At 60.3% G+C, this 19,450-nt stretch carries 15 protein-coding genes; 10 read left to right on the forward strand and 5 right to left on the reverse strand.

All coding sequences use genetic code 11. The annotated features are described in order from the left end of the window. Positions 1–164 precede the first annotated feature (164 nt). Positions 165–773, forward strand: coding sequence for a bifunctional phosphoserine phosphatase/homoserine phosphotransferase ThrH (thrH, locus tag ASD95_RS11820; protein WP_056721882.1), 609 nt, complete (start codon positions 165–167; stop codon positions 771–773). A 94-nt stretch (positions 774–867) separates the two neighbouring features. On the opposite strand, the gene pabB is transcribed toward thrH, so the two are convergent. The 4 genes from pabB to rloA form a co-directional block, all read right to left on the reverse strand. Beyond that, a complete protein-coding gene (pabB, locus tag ASD95_RS11825; RefSeq protein ID WP_056721884.1) occupies positions 868–2,211 on the reverse strand; it encodes an aminodeoxychorismate synthase component I in 1,344 nt (447 codons plus the stop codon). 145 nt (positions 2,212–2,356) lie between these two features. Beyond that, positions 2,357–3,343 (reverse strand): alpha-L-glutamate ligase-like protein, encoded by a 987-nt coding sequence (locus tag ASD95_RS11830; protein ID WP_056721886.1) that lies wholly within the window; start codon positions 3,341–3,343, stop codon positions 2,357–2,359. Further along, positions 3,343–4,878, reverse strand: coding sequence for an osmotic stress tolerance membrane protein RloB (gene rloB / locus ASD95_RS11835; protein ID WP_056721888.1), 1,536 nt, complete (start codon positions 4,876–4,878; stop codon positions 3,343–3,345). Before rloB ends, ASD95_RS11830 begins: the two co-directional genes overlap by 1 nt. A 5-nt stretch (positions 4,879–4,883) precedes the next feature. Continuing rightward, positions 4,884–5,420, reverse strand: coding sequence for a retropepsin-like aspartic peptidase RloA (rloA, locus tag ASD95_RS11840; protein WP_056721890.1), 537 nt, complete (start codon positions 5,418–5,420; stop codon positions 4,884–4,886). Between the two features lie 297 nt (positions 5,421–5,717). Here rloA and ASD95_RS11845 point away from each other — a divergent pair, with 297 nt between their 5' ends. The 6 genes from ASD95_RS11845 (at position 5,718) to prpD (ending at position 14,107) form a co-directional block, all read left to right on the forward strand. Next, complete coding sequence (locus ASD95_RS11845; protein ID WP_056721891.1) at positions 5,718–6,437, forward strand: GntR family transcriptional regulator; 720 nt, start codon at positions 5,718–5,720, stop codon at positions 6,435–6,437. Continuing rightward, positions 6,434–7,324, forward strand: a complete 891-nt coding sequence (prpB, locus tag ASD95_RS11850; protein ID WP_007971535.1) for a methylisocitrate lyase — start codon at positions 6,434–6,436, stop codon at positions 7,322–7,324. The genes ASD95_RS11845 and prpB overlap by 4 nt, the downstream gene beginning before the upstream one ends. Positions 7,325–7,366: 42 nt before the next feature. Beyond that, positions 7,367–8,494 carry a bifunctional 2-methylcitrate synthase/citrate synthase gene (gene prpC / locus ASD95_RS11855; protein ID WP_046042905.1) on the forward strand — a complete coding sequence of 376 codons (1,128 nt, stop codon included), beginning with the start codon at positions 7,367–7,369 and terminating at the stop codon, positions 8,492–8,494. A gap of 203 nt (positions 8,495–8,697) precedes the next feature. After that, positions 8,698–11,292, forward strand: coding sequence for a Fe/S-dependent 2-methylisocitrate dehydratase AcnD (gene acnD, locus ASD95_RS11860; RefSeq protein ID WP_056721893.1), 2,595 nt, complete (start codon positions 8,698–8,700; stop codon positions 11,290–11,292). A 64-nt stretch (positions 11,293–11,356) separates the two neighbouring features. Next, the gene (gene prpF, locus ASD95_RS11865; protein WP_056721896.1) at positions 11,357–12,547 is read left to right on the forward strand and encodes a 2-methylaconitate cis-trans isomerase PrpF; all 1,191 of its coding nucleotides are present in this window, start codon (positions 11,357–11,359) and stop codon (positions 12,545–12,547) included. 75 nt (positions 12,548–12,622) lie between these two features. Next, positions 12,623–14,107, forward strand: coding sequence for a 2-methylcitrate dehydratase (gene prpD / locus ASD95_RS11870; protein ID WP_056721898.1), 1,485 nt, complete (start codon positions 12,623–12,625; stop codon positions 14,105–14,107). A gap of 135 nt (positions 14,108–14,242) precedes the next feature. Here the strand turns inward: prpD and ppsR are convergent, their stop codons facing one another. Next, positions 14,243–15,061: a posphoenolpyruvate synthetase regulatory kinase/phosphorylase PpsR gene (gene ppsR, locus ASD95_RS11875; protein ID WP_056721900.1), complete on the reverse strand. Its 819-nt coding sequence runs from the start codon at positions 15,059–15,061 to the stop codon at positions 14,243–14,245. Between the two features lie 174 nt (positions 15,062–15,235). Between ppsR and ppsA the strand changes: the two genes are divergently transcribed. The 3 genes from ppsA to rraA all read left to right on the forward strand — a co-directional run bounded on the left by ppsA (position 15,236) and on the right by rraA (position 19,438). Then, positions 15,236–17,611, forward strand: a complete 2,376-nt coding sequence (gene ppsA / locus ASD95_RS11885) for a phosphoenolpyruvate synthase (protein ID WP_056721904.1) — start codon at positions 15,236–15,238, stop codon at positions 17,609–17,611. Positions 17,612–17,819: 208 nt separating this feature from the next. Next, on the forward strand, positions 17,820–18,809 hold the full coding sequence (locus tag ASD95_RS11890) for an alpha/beta fold hydrolase (protein ID WP_056721906.1): 990 nt from the start codon (positions 17,820–17,822) through the stop codon (positions 18,807–18,809). Between the two features lie 140 nt (positions 18,810–18,949). After that, the gene (rraA, locus tag ASD95_RS11895; protein ID WP_177336456.1) at positions 18,950–19,438 is read left to right on the forward strand and encodes a ribonuclease E activity regulator RraA; all 489 of its coding nucleotides are present in this window, start codon (positions 18,950–18,952) and stop codon (positions 19,436–19,438) included. Positions 19,439–19,450: the final 12 nt, after the last annotated feature.

The raw sequence follows: 19,450 nt of genomic DNA on the forward strand, positions 1-19,450 counted from the left end.
TTCCTACAGGTCGGTGGCGCTGGGCGCTCTATATGGGGTCGATGGTAACAAAAAGCTGCGCGGGCCGGGGCATCCTCTGCGTTGCGCAGGCAGGCCCGAGTCGCTAGAGTTCGGCAATCTTTTTGCTCGCTCGACTCAATAATCAATACAAATGGGAGTGTCTTGTGGAAATTGCCTGTCTGGATCTTGAAGGTGTGCTGGTTCCGGAAATCTGGATCGCCTTCGCCGAAAAAACCGGGATCGAATCCCTCAGGGCCACCACCCGGGACATTCCCGACTACGACGTGCTGATGAAGCAGCGCCTGCGGATTCTCGACGAGCACGGTCTGAAGCTCTCCGACATCCAGGAAGTGATCGCCACGCTCAAGCCGCTGGACGGCGCCATCGAGTTCGTCGACTGGCTGCGCGAGCGCTTCCAGGTGGTGATCCTGTCGGACACCTTCTATGAGTTCTCCCAGCCGCTGATGCGCCAACTGGGCTTCCCGACCTTGCTCTGCCATCGCCTGATTACTGACGACACCGGGCGAGTCACTGACTATCAACTGCGTCAAAAAGATCCCAAGCGTCAGTCGGTCCTGGCCTTCAAGAGCCTCTACTACCGGGTTATCGCGGCGGGGGATTCCTACAACGACACCACCATGCTGGGCGAGGCCGATGCCGGGATTCTGTTCCATGCGCCGGACAACGTGATTGCACAGTTCCCGCAGTTCCCGGCGGTGCATACGTTCGAAGCGCTGAAGCAGGAGTTCATCAAGGCTTCGAATCGCTTGTAGGAGCTGCCGCAGGCTGCGATCTTTTGATCTTGATCTTAAAAAATCGAAAGATCGCAGCCTCGTTTCACTCGACAGCTCCTACAGGGGTAGGGTTTCAGAGGTTCTGCAGAGTTTCGAGCAACACCTTCACCTTGGTGATCGACTCCTGATACTCAGCCTGCCACTCCGAGTCCGCGACAATCCCGCCACCGCCCCAGCAACACACCTGCCCGTCCTTGACCAGCAAACTGCGGATGGCGATGGAGCTGTCCATCTCGCCGCGTACATCGAGATACAACAACGAACCGCAATACAGTCCGCGCCGGGTCGGCTCCAGTTCGTCGATGATCTGCATGGCGCGAATCTTTGGCGCGCCGGTAATCGAGCCGCCTGGGAAGCTGCCGGCGATCAGGTCCAGAGCGTCGCGCTCATCCGCCAGTTCACCGGTGACGCTGCTCACCAGGTGATGCACGTTCGGATAGCTTTCCAGGCTGAACAGTTCCGGCACCCGTACCGAGCCGGTGCGGCAGGTGCGACCGAGGTCATTGCGCAGCAGATCGACAATCATCAGGTTTTCCGCGCGGTCCTTGGGGCTGGCCAGCAATTCGGCGGCGTTCGCGGCATCTTGCCCGGGCGTCAGGCCCCGCGGGCGAGTGCCCTTGATCGGGCGGGTTTCCACGTGGCCCTGGCTGATTTTGACGAAGCGCTCCGGCGACAGGCTGAGTACGGCATTGCCATCAGGCAAGCTCTGGAAGCCGGAAAACGGCGTCGGGCAAGCAGCGCGCAGCGCGCAGTAAGCGGCCCACGAATCACCCTGGCAGGGTGCGCGAAACCGTTGGGCGAAATTGACCTGGTAACAGTCGCCGGCCTGAATGTACTGCTGGATGCGCTCGATGGCCTGTTGATACTCATCGGCGCTCAAGTCGGCAGTCATCGGGGTGAGCAGTTTGAAGGGCGCGACCTCTTGCGGTGCAGGCTGGTTGAACAGTTCGATCAGGCGCTGACACTCGCTGTCGGGCAGGGTCGGGTGGAACACCAATTGACTGGTCAGCGACAGGTGATCGCTGATCAATGCCCAGCTGTACAAACCGAAACGCGCGTCAGGCAGTTGCAGGTCGTCAAGGGCCTGGCTCGGCAGGCGCTCCAGATGTCGGCCGAAGTCGTAACTCAGGTAGCCGATCAATCCACCGGCAAACGGCAACTCGTAAGGTGCTGGCAGAGTGGCTTCGCCCAGGCGTGTCAGGTTATCGCGCAGGCGTTGCAGGAAAGCGTCGCCACTTTCGTCGGGCGATACCGTCAGTTGTTCCAGTGGCCAGGCGCTGAGCAGGTCATAGCGACCGCGGTCGGCGCTGGGGCGGCCACTGTCGAGCAGGACGGCGCCAGGGGCATGGCGAATCGCCGCGAAATATTCGGCGGGGTTGGCGCGATAGGGCAGCGGGTGTACGGAGCAGGTCAACATGGGCGGGGGAAGTCAGCCATCGAGGCGGGGTGGCGATTGTAGACCTCTGTAGGATTTGGTCCTAGAGGGATGTCGGAAAGAGGCATATTGGTAATGGCCGAAATGTAACTCTGTGGCGAGGGAGCTTGCTCCCTCGCCACAGGGATCAGCCTTCGACCGCGGGAATATGCCCAAACATCTCCTGCACAAACGCCACGCGTTCTTCGACCGTTTCGGTCACGCCACGGGCCTTCAGGTCTTCCAGCCGCGCCTCGACCGCATGCGTACGCAGCGTCAGGCCGCAGTCATTGGCAATCTGGATATTCAGCCCCGGCCGGGCGTTGAGCTCCAGAATCAGCGGGCCTTTTTCCTGGTCCAGGACCATGTCGACACCGATGTAGCCCAGGCCGCACAACTCATGGCAGCCAGCGGCGAGTTTCATGAAACCGTCCCAGTAGGGCAGTTGCACGCCATCTACTGCGTTCGTGGTGTCCGGGTGTTTGTTGATGATGTTGTTCAGCCAGGTGCCGCGCAGGGTCAGGCCGGTGGCCAGGTCCACGCCGACACCGATGGCGCCCTGGTGCAGGTTCGCCTTGCCGTTGGACTGGCGCGTCGGCAGGCGCAACATGGCCATCACCGGGTAGCCCATCAACACAATGATGCGGATGTCCGGCACGCCTTCATAGCTGATGCTCTTGAAGATCTGGTCCGGAATCACCCGGTATTCGATCAGCGCCCGGTCGCGGTGACCGCCCAGGGAGTACAGGCCGGTCAGGATGCTGGAAACCTGGTGCTCGATTTCCTCATGGCTGATGATCCGGCCGGACACCGTGCGATAACGTCCTTCAAAGCGGTCGGCGATCACCAGGATGCCATCACCGCCAGCGCCCTGGGCCGGCTTGATCACGAAGTCACTGCGTGCGCCGATGATCTCTTCGAGATTGTCGATTTCCTTCTCGGTGGAAATCACCCCATAGAGTTCCGGCACATGAATGCCGGCGGCGATGGCGCGTTCCTTGGTGATGATCTTGTCATCGACGATCGGGTACAGGCTGCGCTTGTTGTACTTGAGCACGTAGTCTGCGTTGCGCCGATTGATCCCCATGATGCCCCGGGCTTCCAGGGCCTTCCAGGTCTTCCAGAGGCCGAACATCAGGCGTCAGCCTTTTTCAGGAAGGCCTTGAAACGCACCAGTTCAGTCAGGCGATAACCGCGATAACGACCCATGGCCAGCATGAAGCCCACCAGGATCAGCAGGATCGCCGGGAAAGTGAACACGAAGTACACCAGTTCCGGCACGGTCATGATCAGGTGCGCCAGGGATGCGGCGAACAGGGTGCCGATCGCCACTTTCATGGCATGGCCACCGCCGCGTTCTTCCCAGGTGATCGACAGGCGTTCGATGGTCATGGTCAGGATCACCATCGGGAACAGCGCCACCGACAAGCCGCGTTCCAGGCCGAGTTTATGGCTGAACAGGCTGATGGCCGCAATCAGCACCACCACGAACGTCAGCACCACCGACAACCTGGGCAGCATTTGCAGTTTCAGGTGTTCGAGGTAGGAGCGCAGCGACAGGCCCAGCGCCGTGATGATGGTAAACAGCATGATACCGAAGCCGAGCTGGGTTTCGCGGAAGGCCAGGGCTATCAGCACCGGGGTGAAGGTGCCCAGGGTCTGGATGCCGATCAGGTTACGCAGGATCAGGATCACCAGCACGCCGATCGGGATCATCACCATGATCATGAAGGTCTGCTGGGTTTGCAGCGGCAGGCCGTACAGCGAGTACTCGAGGAAGTTGGCGTCGGTGTTTTCGTCGGTCAGCTTGGCCAGGCGAATGGCGTTCATTTCGCTGTTGTTCAGGCTGAAGGTCACGTTGGCTTTCTTGCCGCCATCGACGGTGATCAGGTTTTCGTCGCCGCTCCACCACAGCAGGCGGTCGGTCGGCAGGCCCTGTTCACCGGTTTCCGGGTTGAAGTACAGCCAGTCGGTGCCGTTGAAGCTGCGCAGCCATAGTTCCGGCATTTGCGGCTGGTCGGCCACCAGGCGGATGGTGTGGACCTTCTCGATTGGCACGTGGGCGATGGACAGCAGCAACTCGACGATTTTTGCCTTGTGCGCCGCGGAGGGATCACCGGCCAGCAGCAGTTTCACGTTGTCGTCGTTGGGGTTGTTGACGCGCTTGATGGCTTCGCCGACGAAGGTTTCGACGTCGGCCGAGTGCTGGCGAATCGGTGCGAGCAGGGCTTCGGCGGCGATTTTTTCCGGGCCTTCGATGGTCATGCTGTCGCGAAAGGTCGGGCCTTTGATCTTGGCTTTTTCACCGGAATAACGCTTGGTCAGCACCAGGCGGTAATACAGCGTCTGGTTGCCTTTGGCCCGGCGTGCCGACCAGGTGACCTTGCGGTTGCCATCGACCCGGTTCACCGCCACGCCGTAGTTGTTGGAGATGAAGCTCTCGTTGAGGCTCACGAAGTCGCGGCTCAGCGGAGGCACGAACATCTGGATCTTGACCGGGTCCTTGGCGCTGGCGACGAACTCGACCTTGGCGTCGATGTTCCACAGGTCGTCGGTGGCGTCTTCGGTCACCGGGATGCCCAGCACGAAGATCTGATAGGCCGTAACTGAAATGCCCAGCACCACCAGGATGGCGATCAGCAGTTTCAGGTGAAGGGTAAGAGAGCGCATTTGAATTACTCGGCGGTATGAGCGTCGGTGGTGCAGGCAGGTTTGCCGGCAGCATATTTAAGGCTGGGGTCGACCAGTGCATCGAAGCGCTTGAGCGCTTCGGAGCCAATCAGTAGCGGGTATTGGAAAGCGCTGCGGTCGGTCAGGTTCACTTCGATGCTGCGCAGGGCCGAGCCCATGCAGATATCCAGTTCGATCACCGGGCGGGCGGTGTACTTCTTGCCTTCCTCCGGGTCGTAGTCGCCGGCCCGGCGCTTGATCTTGCTGACACGGGCCAGCGGGCGTTCGATCGGGTGCGAATGGGCGGCGTCGATGGCCAGGTAAAAGCGCACCCATGATTCGCCATTGCGTTTGAAACGTTTGATGTCCCGGGCGCTCAGGGAAGCGGTTTTCGCCCCGGTGTCGAGTTTGGCCGCCACTTCCAGGTCGATGCCATTGAGCGATGCGTACTCATTGAGGCCATACACGGTCTTTTCCCCGGCCATTGCGAAGCCGGGCAGGCAAAGTAAATAAAGGAAGCTTGGGAAGGGCTTGAGTCTCATAAATCCTGGTGCGCAGCGGTCCGACTTGATTCAAGGCCCTGGCATCGCTGCGCAAGCTCCCTCGTATGCCTGGCAGGGTTTTATGACAGGCAGTGCAGATGTGACAAACAAATGCGGGCGGCATTCTAGCACGGTGGTTTGGTGGCGCCAGCGCTGGCCGGTGGCTATAAATAGACGGGTTGCTTCGTTGTGGTGCAACCGGTTATCAGAAGATTGTCGACAATATCTATTTATCCTTTGACTGATTCGCCTGTATTCGTTAGTTTTTACGGCATTGGCTTTCAAGGTGTCGACAATATGCTGGATCAACTCGATCCCCCGGTTTCTACGCAAGACGATACGGAGACGCTTTCCGAGAACGTCTTCCGACGCATTCAGGCGGCTATCGTCAAAGGCGATATCGCGCCGGGCAGCAAAATTTCCGAACCGGAACTGGCGCGTACCTACGGCATCAGCCGTGGCCCGTTGCGCGAGGCCATCCACCGTCTGGAAGGCCAGCGCCTGCTGGTTCGCGTGCCGCATGTCGGCGCACGGGTGGTGTCGCTCAACCACGCCGAACTGATTGAGCTATACGAAATCCGCGAATCCCTGGAAGGCATGGCCTGCCGCCTGGCCGCCGAGCGCATGAGTCTCGAAGAAATCGACGAACTGCGTCGGGTCCTGGAAACCCACGAGCGCGATGAGGCGTTTCAGGCCGGGAGAGGCTACTACCAGCAGGAAGGCGATTTCGACTTCCACTACCGGATTATCCAGGGCAGCGGTAACCGCACCCTGACGCAAATGCTCTGCGGCGAGCTGTATCAACTGGTGCGTATGTACCGCATGAAGTTTTCCAGCACGCCCAATCGCCCACACCAGGCGTTCGCCGAGCACCACCGAATTCTCGATGCCATCGCCGACCGTGACGGTGAACTGGCCGAGTTGTTGATGCGCCGTCACATCGGCGCCTCCAAACGCAACATCGCCCGTCATTACCAGGACGGCGCCAACCCGACAGCCAAACGAGGTGAGTCATGAGTTTGAACAAGAGCACTCCAGGCCAGCGTTTCCGCGATGCGGTCGCCAGCGAGCATCCATTGCAAGTGGTCGGCGCGATCAACGCCAACCACGCGCTGCTGGCCAAGCGCGCCGGTTTCAAGGCGATCTACCTGTCGGGTGGCGGGGTGGCTGCCGGCTCCCTCGGCCTGCCGGACCTGGGCATCACCGGCCTGGATGACGTACTGACCGACGTGCGCCGCATCACCGACGTCTGCGACCTGCCTTTGTTGGTGGACGTGGACACCGGTTTCGGTTCCTCGGCCTTCAACGTGGCCCGTACCGTGAAGTCGATGATCAAGTTCGGCGCGGCGGCGATTCATATCGAGGACCAGGTCGGCGCCAAGCGTTGCGGCCACCGTCCTAATAAAGAGATCGTGACCCAGCAGGAAATGGTCGATCGCATCAAGGCGGCGGTCGATGCCCGTACCGACGACAGCTTCGTGATCATGGCCCGTACCGACGCCCTGGCGGTGGAAGGCCTGGAATCTGCCCTGGATCGCGCCGCTGCCTGCATCGAAGCCGGCGCCGACATGATTTTCCCGGAAGCCATCACCGAACTGGACATGTACAAGCTGTTCGCCAGCCGCGTGAAAGCGCCAATCCTGGCCAACATCACCGAATTCGGCGCGACGCCGCTGTACACCACCGAGCAACTCGCCGCTGTCGACGTGTCGCTGGTGCTGTACCCGCTGTCGGCCTTCCGCGCCATGAACAAGGCCGCGGAAAACGTCTACACCGCGCTGCGCCGCGATGGCACGCAGGCGAATGTCATCGACACCATGCAGACCCGCATGGAGCTTTACGATCGCATCGACTACCACACCTTCGAGCAGAAGCTCGATGCGTTGTTCGCCGCGAAGAAGTAAGTCGAATAACTCCCTAATAAATTCAAGAAACTGGAGGCAGAAATGGCCGAAGCAAAAGTACTCAGTGGCGCCGGGCTCCGTGGCCAGGTTGCCGGGCAAACCGCACTGTCCACCGTGGGCCAGTCGGGTGCCGGTCTGACCTATCGTGGTTATGACGTTCGTGAACTGGCGGCTGACGCACAGTTCGAAGAAGTGGCCTACCTGCTGCTGTACGGCGAACTGCCGAGCAAGGCACAACTGAATGCCTACATCACCAAGCTGAGCAAGCTGCGTGACCTGCCGCAGGCGCTCAAGGAAGTGCTGGAGCGCATCCCCGCCGACGCCCACCCGATGGACGTGATGCGCACTGGCTGCTCGTTCCTGGGTAACCTGGAGCCGGAGAACAACTTCTCCGAGCAGCACGACAAGACCGACCGCCTGCTGGCCGCGTTCCCGGCGATCATGACCTACTGGTATCGCTTCAGCCACGAAGGCAAGCGCATCGATTGCGTGAGCGACGAGCAGTCCATCGGCGGCCACTTCCTGCACCTGCTGCACGGCAAGAAGCCGAGTGAACTGCACGTCAAGGTGATGAACGTTTCACTGATCCTCTACGCAGAGCACGAATTCAACGCGTCGACCTTCACCGCGCGTGTTTGCGCATCGACCCTGTCCGATCTTTACTCTTGCATCACCGCAGCCATCGGCTCGCTGCGCGGTCCGCTGCACGGCGGCGCCAACGAAGCGGCGATGGAAATGATCGAGCGCTTCTCGTCGCCGGAAGACGCGATCAAGGGCACCCTCGGCATGCTCGAGCGCAAGGACAAGATCATGGGCTTCGGCCACGCGATCTATAAGGACAACGATCCGCGCAACGAAGTGATCAAGGGCTGGTCGAAAAAACTCGCTGACGAAGTGGGCGACAAGGTGTTGTTCCCGGTGTCCGAGGCCATCGACAAGACCATGTGGGAGCAGAAGAAACTGTTCCCGAACGCCGACTTCTACCATGCCTCGGCGTACCACTTCATGGGCATCCCGACCAAGTTGTTCACACCGATCTTCGTCTGCTCGCGCCTGACCGGCTGGGCCGCCCACGTGTACGAACAACGTGCCAACAACCGCATCATCCGTCCAAGCGCCGAGTACACCGGCGTTGAACAGCGCAAGTTCGTACCAATCGAACAACGCTGAATGGTGGAGGTCGGCACCGGGATCTGAAATCAACGCAGATCCCTGTGGGAGCGAGCTTGCTCGCGATGACGGGCTGACATTCAACATCAATGTCGGCAGTTACATCGCTATCGCGAGCAAGCTCGCTCCCACAGTGGATGGTGTGAACTTCAAGTCTGGTGCCAGGCCCCACCTTTTGTAACTACCGTGACCGAGTCCTGACGATGAACACTGAATTTCGCAAATCGCTGCCCGGCAGCCACCTGGATTACTTCGACGTCCGCGCGGCAGTCGAGGCGATCCAGCCTGGCGCCTACGACACCCTGCCGTACACCTCCCGTGTGCTGGCGGAAAACCTTGTGCGTCGCTGCGACCCGGCCACGCTCACCGAATCCCTGAAGCAATTCATCGAGCGCAAGCGCGACCTCGACTTCCCGTGGTTCCCGGCCCGCGTGGTGTGCCACGACATTCTCGGCCAGACCGCTTTGGTCGACCTTGCCGGCCTGCGTGACGCCATCGCCCTGCAAGGCGGCGATCCTGCGCAAGTCAACCCGGTGGTGCCGACCCAACTGATCGTCGACCACTCCCTGGCCGTCGAGCGCGGTGGCTTCGATCCGGAAGCGTTCGAGAAGAACCGCGCCATCGAAGACCGTCGAAACGAAGACCGGTTCCACTTCATCAACTGGACCAAGAAGGCGTTCAAGAACGTCGACGTGATCCCGCCAGGCAACGGCATCATGCACCAGATCAACCTGGAGAAAATGTCTCCGGTGATCCAGGTGCGCGACGGCGTGGCGTTCCCTGACACCTGCGTCGGCACCGACAGCCACACCCCGCACGTCGATGCGCTGGGCGTGATCGCCATTGGTGTCGGTGGCCTGGAAGCCGAAAGCGTGATGCTCGGCCGCGCCTCGTGGATGCGTCTGCCAGAAAGCGTTGGCGTCGAGCTGACCGGCAAGCTGCAACCGGGCATCACCGCCACCGACATGGTGCTGGCGTTGACCGAATTCCTGCGCAAGCAAAAAGTGGTTGGCGCATGGCTGGAATTCTTCGGCGAAGGCGCGTCAAGGTTGACCCTTGGCGACCGCGCGACCATCTCCAACATGGCTCCGGAATACGGCGCCACCGCGGCGATGTTCTACATCGACCAGCAGACCATCGACTACCTCAAGCTCACCGGCCGTGAAGACGAGCAGGTGCAGTTGGTCGAGAACTACGCCAAGACCGCAGGCCTGTGGGCCGACAGCCTGAAGGGCGCGCAATACGAGCGCGGCCTGACCTTCGACCTGTCCTCGGTGGTGCGCAACATGGCTGGCCCAAGCAACCCGCACGCCCGTGTCGCGGTTTCGGATCTGGCGGCCAAAGGCATCTCCGGCCAATGGGAAGACGTGCCTGGCCAGATGCCGGATGGCGCGGTGATCATCGCCGCCATCACCAGCTGCACCAACACCAGCAACCCGCGCAACGTGATCGCCGCCGGCCTGCTGGCGCGCAACGCCAACAAGCTCGGCCTGACCCGCAAACCATGGGTCAAATCGTCCCTGGCACCGGGTTCGAAAACCGTCGCGCTGTACCTCGACGAAGCCGGCCTGACCGATGAGCTGGACAAGCTCGGCTTCGGCGTCGTGGCCTTTGCCTGCACCACCTGCAACGGCATGTCCGGCGCACTGGACCCGGTGATCCAGCAAGAGATCATCGACCGCGACCTGTACGCCACTGCCGTGTTGTCCGGCAACCGTAACTTCGACGGCCGGATTCATCCGTACGCCAAGCAAGCGTTCCTCGCTTCGCCGCCACTGGTGGTCGCTTACGCCATCGCCGGCACCATCCGTTTCGACATCGAAAAAGACGTGCTGGGCGTGGTCGACGGCAAGGAAATTCGCCTGAAAGACATCTGGCCGAGCGACGAAGAAATCGACTCGGTGGTGAAGGCCTCGGTCAAACCTGAGCAGTTCCGCCAGGTCTACATCCCGATGTTCGCCATCCACGAAGACACCGGCCCGAAAGTCGCGCCGCTGTACGACTGGCGTGAAATGAGCACCTACATCCGCCGTCCGCCGTACTGGGAAGGCGCGCTGGCCGGCGCTCGTCCGCTCAAGGGCATGCGCCCGCTGGCGGTACTGCCGGACAACATCACCACCGATCACCTGTCGCCATCCAACGCCATCATGCTCGACAGCGCCGCCGGCGAATACCTGGCGAAAATGGGCCTGCCGGAAGAGGACTTCAACTCTTACGCGACTCACCGTGGTGACCACCTGACCGCGCAGCGTGCGACCTTCGCCAACCCGAAACTGTTCAACGAAATGGTTCAGGAAGACGGCAAGGTCAAGCAAGGTTCGCTGGCCCGCGTCGAGCCGGAAGGCAAAGTGATGCGCATGTGGGAAGCCATCGAGACCTACATGGATCGCAAGCAGCCGCTGATCATCATTGCCGGTGCCGACTACGGTCAGGGTTCGTCCCGCGACTGGGCAGCAAAAGGCGTGCGTCTGGCCGGTGTCGAAGCGATTGCCGCCGAAGGCTTCGAGCGCATTCACCGCACCAACCTGGTGGGCATGGGCGTGTTGCCGCTGGAGTTCAAACCAGGCACCAACCGCCATACCCTGGCGATTGATGGCAGCGAAACCTACGACGTCATCGGTGAGCGCACCCCGCGTGCCGAGCTGACGCTGGTGATCCATCGCAAGAACGGCGAGCGCGTCGATGTGCCGGTGACCTGCCGCCTCGACACCGCTGAAGAAGTGTCGATCTACGAGGCCGGCGGCGTGTTGCAACGCTTCGCCCAGGACTTCCTCGAAGAATCGGCGGTTGCCGTCTAAAACGCTGCACAGACATGGGACTTTGAGTCCCATGTCTGTTTCTGGATTAGGAGTAACGAGCACCATGGTTCACGCACCGCAGATCAAAATTCCCGCCACCTACATGCGCGGCGGCACCAGCAAAGGCGTGTTTTTCAGTCTCAAGGATTTGCCTGAAGCGGCCCAGGTTCCAGGCCCGGCCCGCGATGCCTTGTTGCTGCGCGTGATCGGCAGCCCCGATCCGTACGACAAGCAAATCGACGGCATGGGCGGCGCGACCTCCAGCACCAGCAAAACCGTGATCCTGTCGAAAAGCACCCAGGCTGATCACGACGTCGATTACCTGTTCGGCCAGGTTTCCATCGACAAGCCTTTCGTGGACTGGAGTGGCAACTGCGGCAACCTGACCGCGGCAGTCGGTTCGTTCGCCGTCAGCAACGGTCTGGTCGATGCCAGCCGCATCCCGCACAACGGCGTGGCCGTGGTTCGCGTGTGGCAGGCCAACATCAGCAAGACCATCATCGCCCACGTGCCGATCACCAACGGTGAAGTGCAGGAAACCGGTGACTTCGAACTCGACGGCGTAACCTTTCCGGCCGCCGAAGTACAGGTTGAATTCCTCGATCCGGCAGCGGATGAAGAGGGCGGTGGCGGTTCGATGTTCCCGACCGGCAACCTCGTGGATGACCTCGAAGTACCTGGCGTCGGCACCTTCAAGGCGACCCTGATCAACGCCGGCATCCCGACGATTTTCGTTAATGCCGAAGACATCGGCTACAAAGGCACTGAGCTGCAAGGCGCCATCAACGGCGATCCGAAAGCCCTGCTGATGTTCGAAACCATCCGCGCTTACGGCGCGCTGCGCATGGGCCTGATCTCGAACGTCGACGAAGCGGCCAAGCGGCAGCACACGCCGAAGGTGGCCTTCGTCGCCAAGCCGGCGGATTACGTATCGTCCAGTGGCAAAGCCATTGCGGCGGGTGATGTCGACCTGCTGGTGCGTGCGCTGTCGATGGGCAAGTTGCACCACGCGATGATGGGGACTGCGGCGGTGGCAATCGGCACGGCGGCAGCGATCACCGGCACGCTGGTTAACCTCGCGGCAGGCGGTATCGAACGCAACGCGGTGCGCTTCGGCCATCCGTCCGGCACTTTGCGCGTCGGCGCAGAGGCCAGCCAGGTCAATGGCGAATGGACCGTGAACAAGGCGATCATGAGCCGCAGTGCGCGGGTGTTGATGGAAGGCTTTGTACGGGTGCCAGGCGACTCGTTCTAATCCGGCACCGAACCCTGTAGGAGTTGCCCTGAGCCGAGGTCCCATCAACGACCCACTTCATAGAGTGAATCGAACATGAGTGCCAACGTCGACCTGAACAACCGCCCCGACTACGACAAGGTCCTGCAGGACATTGCCGATTACGTCCTCAACTACAGGATCGAGTCAATTGAGGCGCTGGATACCGCGCGCAACTGCCTGATCGATACCTTGGGTTGCGGTCTGCTGGCCCTGCGTTTTCCCGAGTGCACCAAGCATTTGGGGCCAGTGGTAGAAGGCACTGTCGTGCCGTTTGGCGCCCGGGTGCCGGGGACCAGTTATCGACTCGATCCGGTGAAGGCGGCGTGGGACATCGGCTGCATCGTGCGCTGGCTCGACTACAACGACACATGGCTCGCGGCGGAGTGGGGGCATCCGTCGGACAACCTCGGCGGTATTCTCGCGGTAGCCGACCATTTATCACAAAAGCACCTGGCGAATGGCGTAGCACCGCTGACCATGCGTACAGTGCTTGAAGCGATGATCATGGCCCACGAGATTCAAGGCGTGATTGCCCTGGAAAACTCGTTCAACCGTGTCGGCCTCGATCACGTCATTCTGGTGAAAGTGGCCTCGGCCGCAGTCACCGCCAAGCTGATGGGGGCCAATCGCGAGCAGTTGTTGTCGGCGTTGTCTCACGCCTTTGCTGACGGTCAGGCATTGCGCACGTATCGGCATGCACCGAATGCCGGTTCGCGTAAATCCTGGGCGGCGGGGGATGCGTCCAGTCGTGGCGTGCGTTTGGCGGACATGGCGATGCGCGGCGAAATGGGTATACCCGGTGTGTTGAGTGCCAGGCAGTGGGGGTTTTACGACGTATTGTTCAGCCACAACAACAATGATCTGGCGCTCAAGCCTGAAGACAAACGTGCGTTCAGTTTCTCGCGACCGTACGGCAGTTATGTGATGGAAAACGTGTTGTTCAAGATCAGTTTTCCGGCCGAGTTCCATGCACAAACGGCCTGTGAGGCGGCGGTGATCCTGCACCCGCAGGTGCGCAATCGCCTGCATGAAATCGACAGGATCGTCATCACCACTCACGAGTCAGCGATTCGCATCATTTCCAAGGTCGGCCCACTGGCCAATGCTGCTGATCGCGATCACTGCATCCAGTACATGACTGCTGTACCGCTGGCTTTCGGCAATCTGGTTGCCGAGTACTACGAGGATGATTTTCACAAGGCGCATCCGATCATCGATGTGCTGCGCGACAAAATGGTGATTGTTGAGGAATCGCGGTTCACCCGTGAGTATCTGGAGCCCGATAAACGCTCCATTGCCAACGCGGTGCAGGTGTTTTTCAAGGATGGTTCGAGCACGGAAAACGTCGTCGTGGAATACCCGATTGGGCATCGTCGGCGTCGGGCTGAAGGTATTCCGTTGCTGGAGGAGAAATTCAGGGCGAACTTGCTGACACGATTCGCGGGGCAGCGCAGCGAGGAGATTTTCGCGCTGTGCAAGGATCAGCAGAGGCTTGAAGCGACAGCGGTGAACCGGTTTGTGGATTTGTTTGTGATCTAGGAGACCGCGTTATCGTTCTTCGCGAGCAAGCCCGCTCCCACAGGGGATCTGCTGTGAACACAAAATTTGTGTATGACAGAAATCCAATGTGGGAGCGGGCTTGCTCGCGAAAGCAGTAGATCAGGCGCCGGAGAGCTACTTGAACCGCCGCTCGACGCCTTTCTCCACAAGTATTTTCGCGGAGATTTCTTCCACCGAAAAATGCGTGGAGTTGATGTGCGGGATGTTTGCGCGGCGGAACAGGTTCTCGACCTCACGCACTTCGAACTCGCACTGGGCGTAGCTCGAATAGCGGCTGTTGGGCTTGCGCTCGTTGCGGATCGCGGTGAGGCGGTCGGGGTCGATGGTCAGGCCGAACAGCTTGTGCTGGTGGGCGCGCAGGGCGGAAGGCAGTTGCAGGCGTTCCATGTCGTCTTCGGTCAGCGGGTAGTTGGCTGCGCGGATGCCGAACTGCATCGCCATGTACAGGCACGTCGGCGTCTTACCGCATCGCGACACGCCCACTAGTATCAGGTCGGCCTTATCGTAATAGTGCGTGCGGGCGCCGTCGTCGTTGTCGAGGGCGAAGTTAACGGCCTCGATACGCTCCATGTAATTGGTGTTGGCGCCGATGGAGTGGGACTTGCCCACGGTGTAGGAAGAATGCTCGGTCAGTTCCTGTTCAAGCGGCGCCAGGAACGTCGAGAAAATGTCGATCATGAAACCATTCGAGGTTGCGAGAATCTCACGAATGTCCTGATTGACGATGGTGTCGAAGATAATCGGACGGAAGCCGTCGGTTTCGGCGGCTTTGTTGATTTGTTGTACCATGGCCCGCGCTTTGTCCACGTTGTCGATGTACGGCCGCGTGACTTTGCTGAAGGTAATGTTTTCGAACTGCGCCAGAAGGCTTTGACCCAGGGTTTCGGCGGTAATGCCGGTACCATCGGAGATAAAGAAAGCAGATCGTTTCATTTGCACCTTGGGCCTTAAGCTAGTGACGAATCTTGGATATGATAGGCGCGATTTGCCGGCCGCCATTGGCCCGCATTCTCACTTATTTTCCAGGTCCAGGCCATATAACCGGCAAATGCTCACTTAAGCAGCCGGTTTCTGAGCTTTTCCAACACAGTTAGTGGAGAGATCACCTTGGTAGAGTACGTAGTTTCCCTCGATAAGCTCGGCGTCCATGATGTAGAGCATGTGGGGGGCAAGAACGCATCCCTGGGCGAGATGATCAGCAACCTTGCAGGTGCCGGTGTATCGGTGCCCGGCGGCTTTGCCACAACCGCTCAGGCTTATCGTGATTTCCTGGAACTGAGCGGCCTGAATCAGCAGATTCACGATGCGCTCGATGCCCTGGACGTCGATGACGTGAATGCCCTGGCCAAGACCGGTGCCCAGATCCGCAAATGGATCATGGAAGCCGAGTTCCCTGAAAAATTGAATGCCGAAATCCGTACCGCGTTCGCCACGCTGTCCGCCGGCAACCCTGAGATGGCCGTGGCCGTGCGTTCTTCCGCCACCGCCGAAGACTTGCCGGACGCATCCTTTGCCGGCCAGCAGGAAACCTTCCTGAACATCCGTGGTGTCGAAAACGTCATTCGCGCCGCCAAAGAGGTGTTCGCCTCGCTGTTTAACGACCGTGCCATTTCCTATCGCGTGCATCAGGGCTTCGACCACAAGCTGGTGGCCCTGTCCGCTGGCGTGCAGCGCATGGTCCGCTCCGAAACCGGCACCGCCGGCGTGATGTTCACCCTCGATACCGAATCGGGCTTCCGTGACGTGGTGTTCATCACCGGCGCCTACGGCCTGGGTGAAACCGTCGTACAAGGCGCGGTGAACCCGGATGAGTTCTACGTCCACAAGGGTACGCTGGCTGCCGGTCGTCCGGCCATCCTGCGTCGCAACCTGGGCAGCAAGGCCATCAAGATGATCTACGGCGACGAGGCCAAGGCCGGTCGTTCGGTCAAGACCGTCGACGTGGACAAGGCTGAACGCGCACGTTTCTGCCTGACCGACGCCGAAGTCAGCGAGTTGGCCAAGCAGGCGATGATCATCGAGAAGCACTACAAGTGCCCGATGGACATCGAGTGGGCCAAGGACGGTGACGACGGCAAGCTGTACATCGTGCAGGCCCGTCCGGAAACCGTGAAGAGCCGCACCCAGGCCAACGTCATGGAACGCTACCTGTTGAAAGAGACGGGTACCGTGCTGGTGGAAGGCCGTGCCATTGGCCAGCGCATCGGCGCCGGCAAGGTCCGCATCATCAAGGACGTGTCCGAGATGGACAAGGTCCAGCCAGGCGACGTACTGGTTTCCGACATGACCGACCCGGATTGGGAACCGGTCATGAAGCGCGCCAGCGCGATCGTCACCAACCGTGGTGGCCGTACCTGCCACGCGGCGATCATCGCCCGTGAGCTGGGTATTCCTGCGGTAGTGGGTTGCGGCAACGCCACCCAGCTGTTGAAAGACGGCCAGGGCGTGACCGTTTCCTGCGCTGAAGGCGACACCGGTTTCATCTTCGAAGGCGAACTGGGCTTCGACATCAAGAAGAACTCCGTGGACGCTATGCCGGAGCTGCCGTTCAAGATCATGATGAACGTCGGCAACCCGGACCGCGCCTTCGACTTCGCGCAGCTGCCGAACGCCGGTGTGGGCCTGGCCCGCCTGGAGTTCATCATCAACCGCATGATCGGCGTGCACCCCAAGGCATTGCTGAACTACGACGGCCTGCCGCAGGACATCAAGGACAGCGTCGACAAGCGCATCGCCGGTTACGACGATCCGGTCGGCTTCTATGTCGAGAAACTGGTTGAAGGCATCAGCACCCTGGCGGCTGCGTTCTGGCCGAAAAAGGTCATCGTGCGCCTGTCGGACTTCAAGTCCAACGAATACGCCAACCTGATCGGCGGCAAGCTGTACGAGCCGGAAGAAGAGAACCCGATGCTGGGCTTCCGCGGCGCCTCGCGTTACATCAGCGAATCGTTCCGCGACTGCTTCGAACTCGAATGCCGCGCTCTCAAGCGTGTGCGCAACGAGATGGGCCTGACCAACGTCGAAATCATGGTGCCGTTCGTCCGTACCCTGGGTGAAGCGAGCCAGGTGGTCGATCTGCTGGCGCAAAACGGTCTGGCCCGTGGCCAGAACGGCCTGCGTGTGATCATGATGTGCGAACTGCCGTCCAACGCCATCCTGGCTGAAGAGTTCCTAGAGTTCTTCGACGGTTTCTCCATCGGTTCCAACGACCTGACCCAGCTAACCCTGGGCCTGGACCGTGACTCCGGCATCATCGCCCACCTGTTCGACGAGCGTAATCCGGCGGTGAAGAAGCTGTTGGCCAATGCCATTGCCGCGTGCAACAAGGCCGGCAAATACATCGGCATCTGCGGTCAGGGTCCTTCGGACCACCCGGACCTGGCCAAGTGGCTGATGGAGCAGGGCATTGAAAGCGTATCGTTGAACCCGGACTCCGTACTGGAAACCTGGTTCTTCCTGGCAGAGGGTCAGGCGCAGGCTTGATCCTGTAGGAGCGACGGTGCGGCGATCTGACCTGCTCGCGATGGACTGCAGTACAGCGCGTTTTTTCAGCATGAACGCGTTATCGTTGGCGACCATCGCGAGCAGGCTCGCTCCTACAATGATTGGCAGTGTGGTCGGTGAACGCTGCCTTTGAGATTCAAGCAGGGCGGGCTCCATCTGGATGCCGCCCTTTTTTGTGCAAGAGATTATGCAAAGCAGCAGCAACCTATTTCCTGTCGCCCTGATCAGCGCCGAACGGCGCGGTGATCTGAGCGAAGATGTCTATCGATTGAAACCCGGTAACAGCCCCGACTTCACTGTCGAACTGGCTGTGACACGCCTTGGCATGGCCGATGAGTCATCCTCCCGTGGCGTGCCGGTGATCCTGCTGCATGGCAGCTTTTCCAATCGCCGGTTCTGGTTCTCTCCCAAGGGCCTGGGATTGGGCGCTTACCTGGCTCGCCTGGGGTTCGACGTCTGGATTCCGGAAATGCGCGGTCACGGCCTGTCCCAGCGTAACCACGACTACCGCAAGAACCGTGTCGCCGACTACGCGCGCTATGACCTGCCGGCCATTGGCGCGTTCGTGCGCGAACAGAACGGGCAGGTGCCGCACTGGATCGGTCACTCGCTGGGCGGTACTACACTGGCCGCAGCGCTGGGTGGCGAGTACATCGGTGAGCCGGTCGTGGCCTCGGCGGCGTTTTTCGGTACACAAGTCAGCCGCACCTACTGGCCATTGAAGATTCCGCCAGTGGAGTGGAGTGGTCGCTTCATTCTCAAGCGCTTTGCCCAGTTGTCCGGCTCAAGGCTCAAGCGCGGTCCGGAGGACGAGCCTATCGGCCTGGCCCTGGAAAGCATGCGCTGGTTTGGCCTGTTCGGGCGCTTCGGTGATGCCGACAAGGACTGGTGGGCAGGCCTGGCCGAGGTCAAGTTGCCCGTGCTGGCGGTCAGTGCCGCGGGCGATCATCAGGACCCGGCGTGGGCGTGTCGCAAATTGTTCGAGCAGTTCGGCTCCGAGCACAAGCAATTCATCAACCTGGGGCGCGAGCAGGGCTTCGGCGACAATTTCGGTCACGTGGAAATGCTCGTCAGCAAGGCAGCCCAGGCTGAAGTCTGGCCTTTGGTGACGCGCTGGTTGGCTGATCAGCAGACACCTTTGCCAGGCGCGCAACAGGATTTGGCCGCGGCAATCTGAGCCTGACGCTCTAACAAGGGCATTTCGCTCCGGTCGGCTTGCGGCTAAGATATGACGCATTGAGCTGTTCCGGTCACAATGCGTGACTGAGCCATCACCGATGTTCGTGCTGTCTTCCTCTTCACAGGAGTTTCTCGATGATCCATTACCTCACGCCTGACCTGTGCGATGCCTATCCGGAACTGGTGCAGGTGCTGGAACCGATGTTCAGCAATTTCGGCGGCCGTGATTCCTTTGGTGGCGAAATCGTGACCATCAAGTGCTTCGAAGACAACTCGCGGGTCAAGGAGCAAGTCGAGCTCAAGGGGAATGGCAAAGTGCTAGTGGTAGACGGTGGCGGTTCCCTGCGTCATGCGTTGCTGGGTGACATGCTGGCCGAGAAAGCCGCGAAAAACGGTTGGGAAGGGCTGGTGATCTACGGTTGCATCCGTGACGTCGATATCATCGCACAGACCGATCTGGGCGTTCAGGCCCTCGCCAGCCACCCGAGGAAATCCGACAGGCGCGGGCTCGGCGATCTCAACGTTGCCGTGACCTTCGCCGGCGTGACTTTCCACCCGGGCCATTACATCTATGCGGACAACAACGGCGTGATCATCTCGCCCAGCCCGCTGCAAATGCCTGAATAAAGCGCTGGTCGA

Source organism: Pseudomonas sp. Root71 (assembly GCF_001429045.1).
GTDB lineage: Bacteria > Pseudomonadota > Gammaproteobacteria > Pseudomonadales > Pseudomonadaceae > Aquipseudomonas > Aquipseudomonas monachiensis.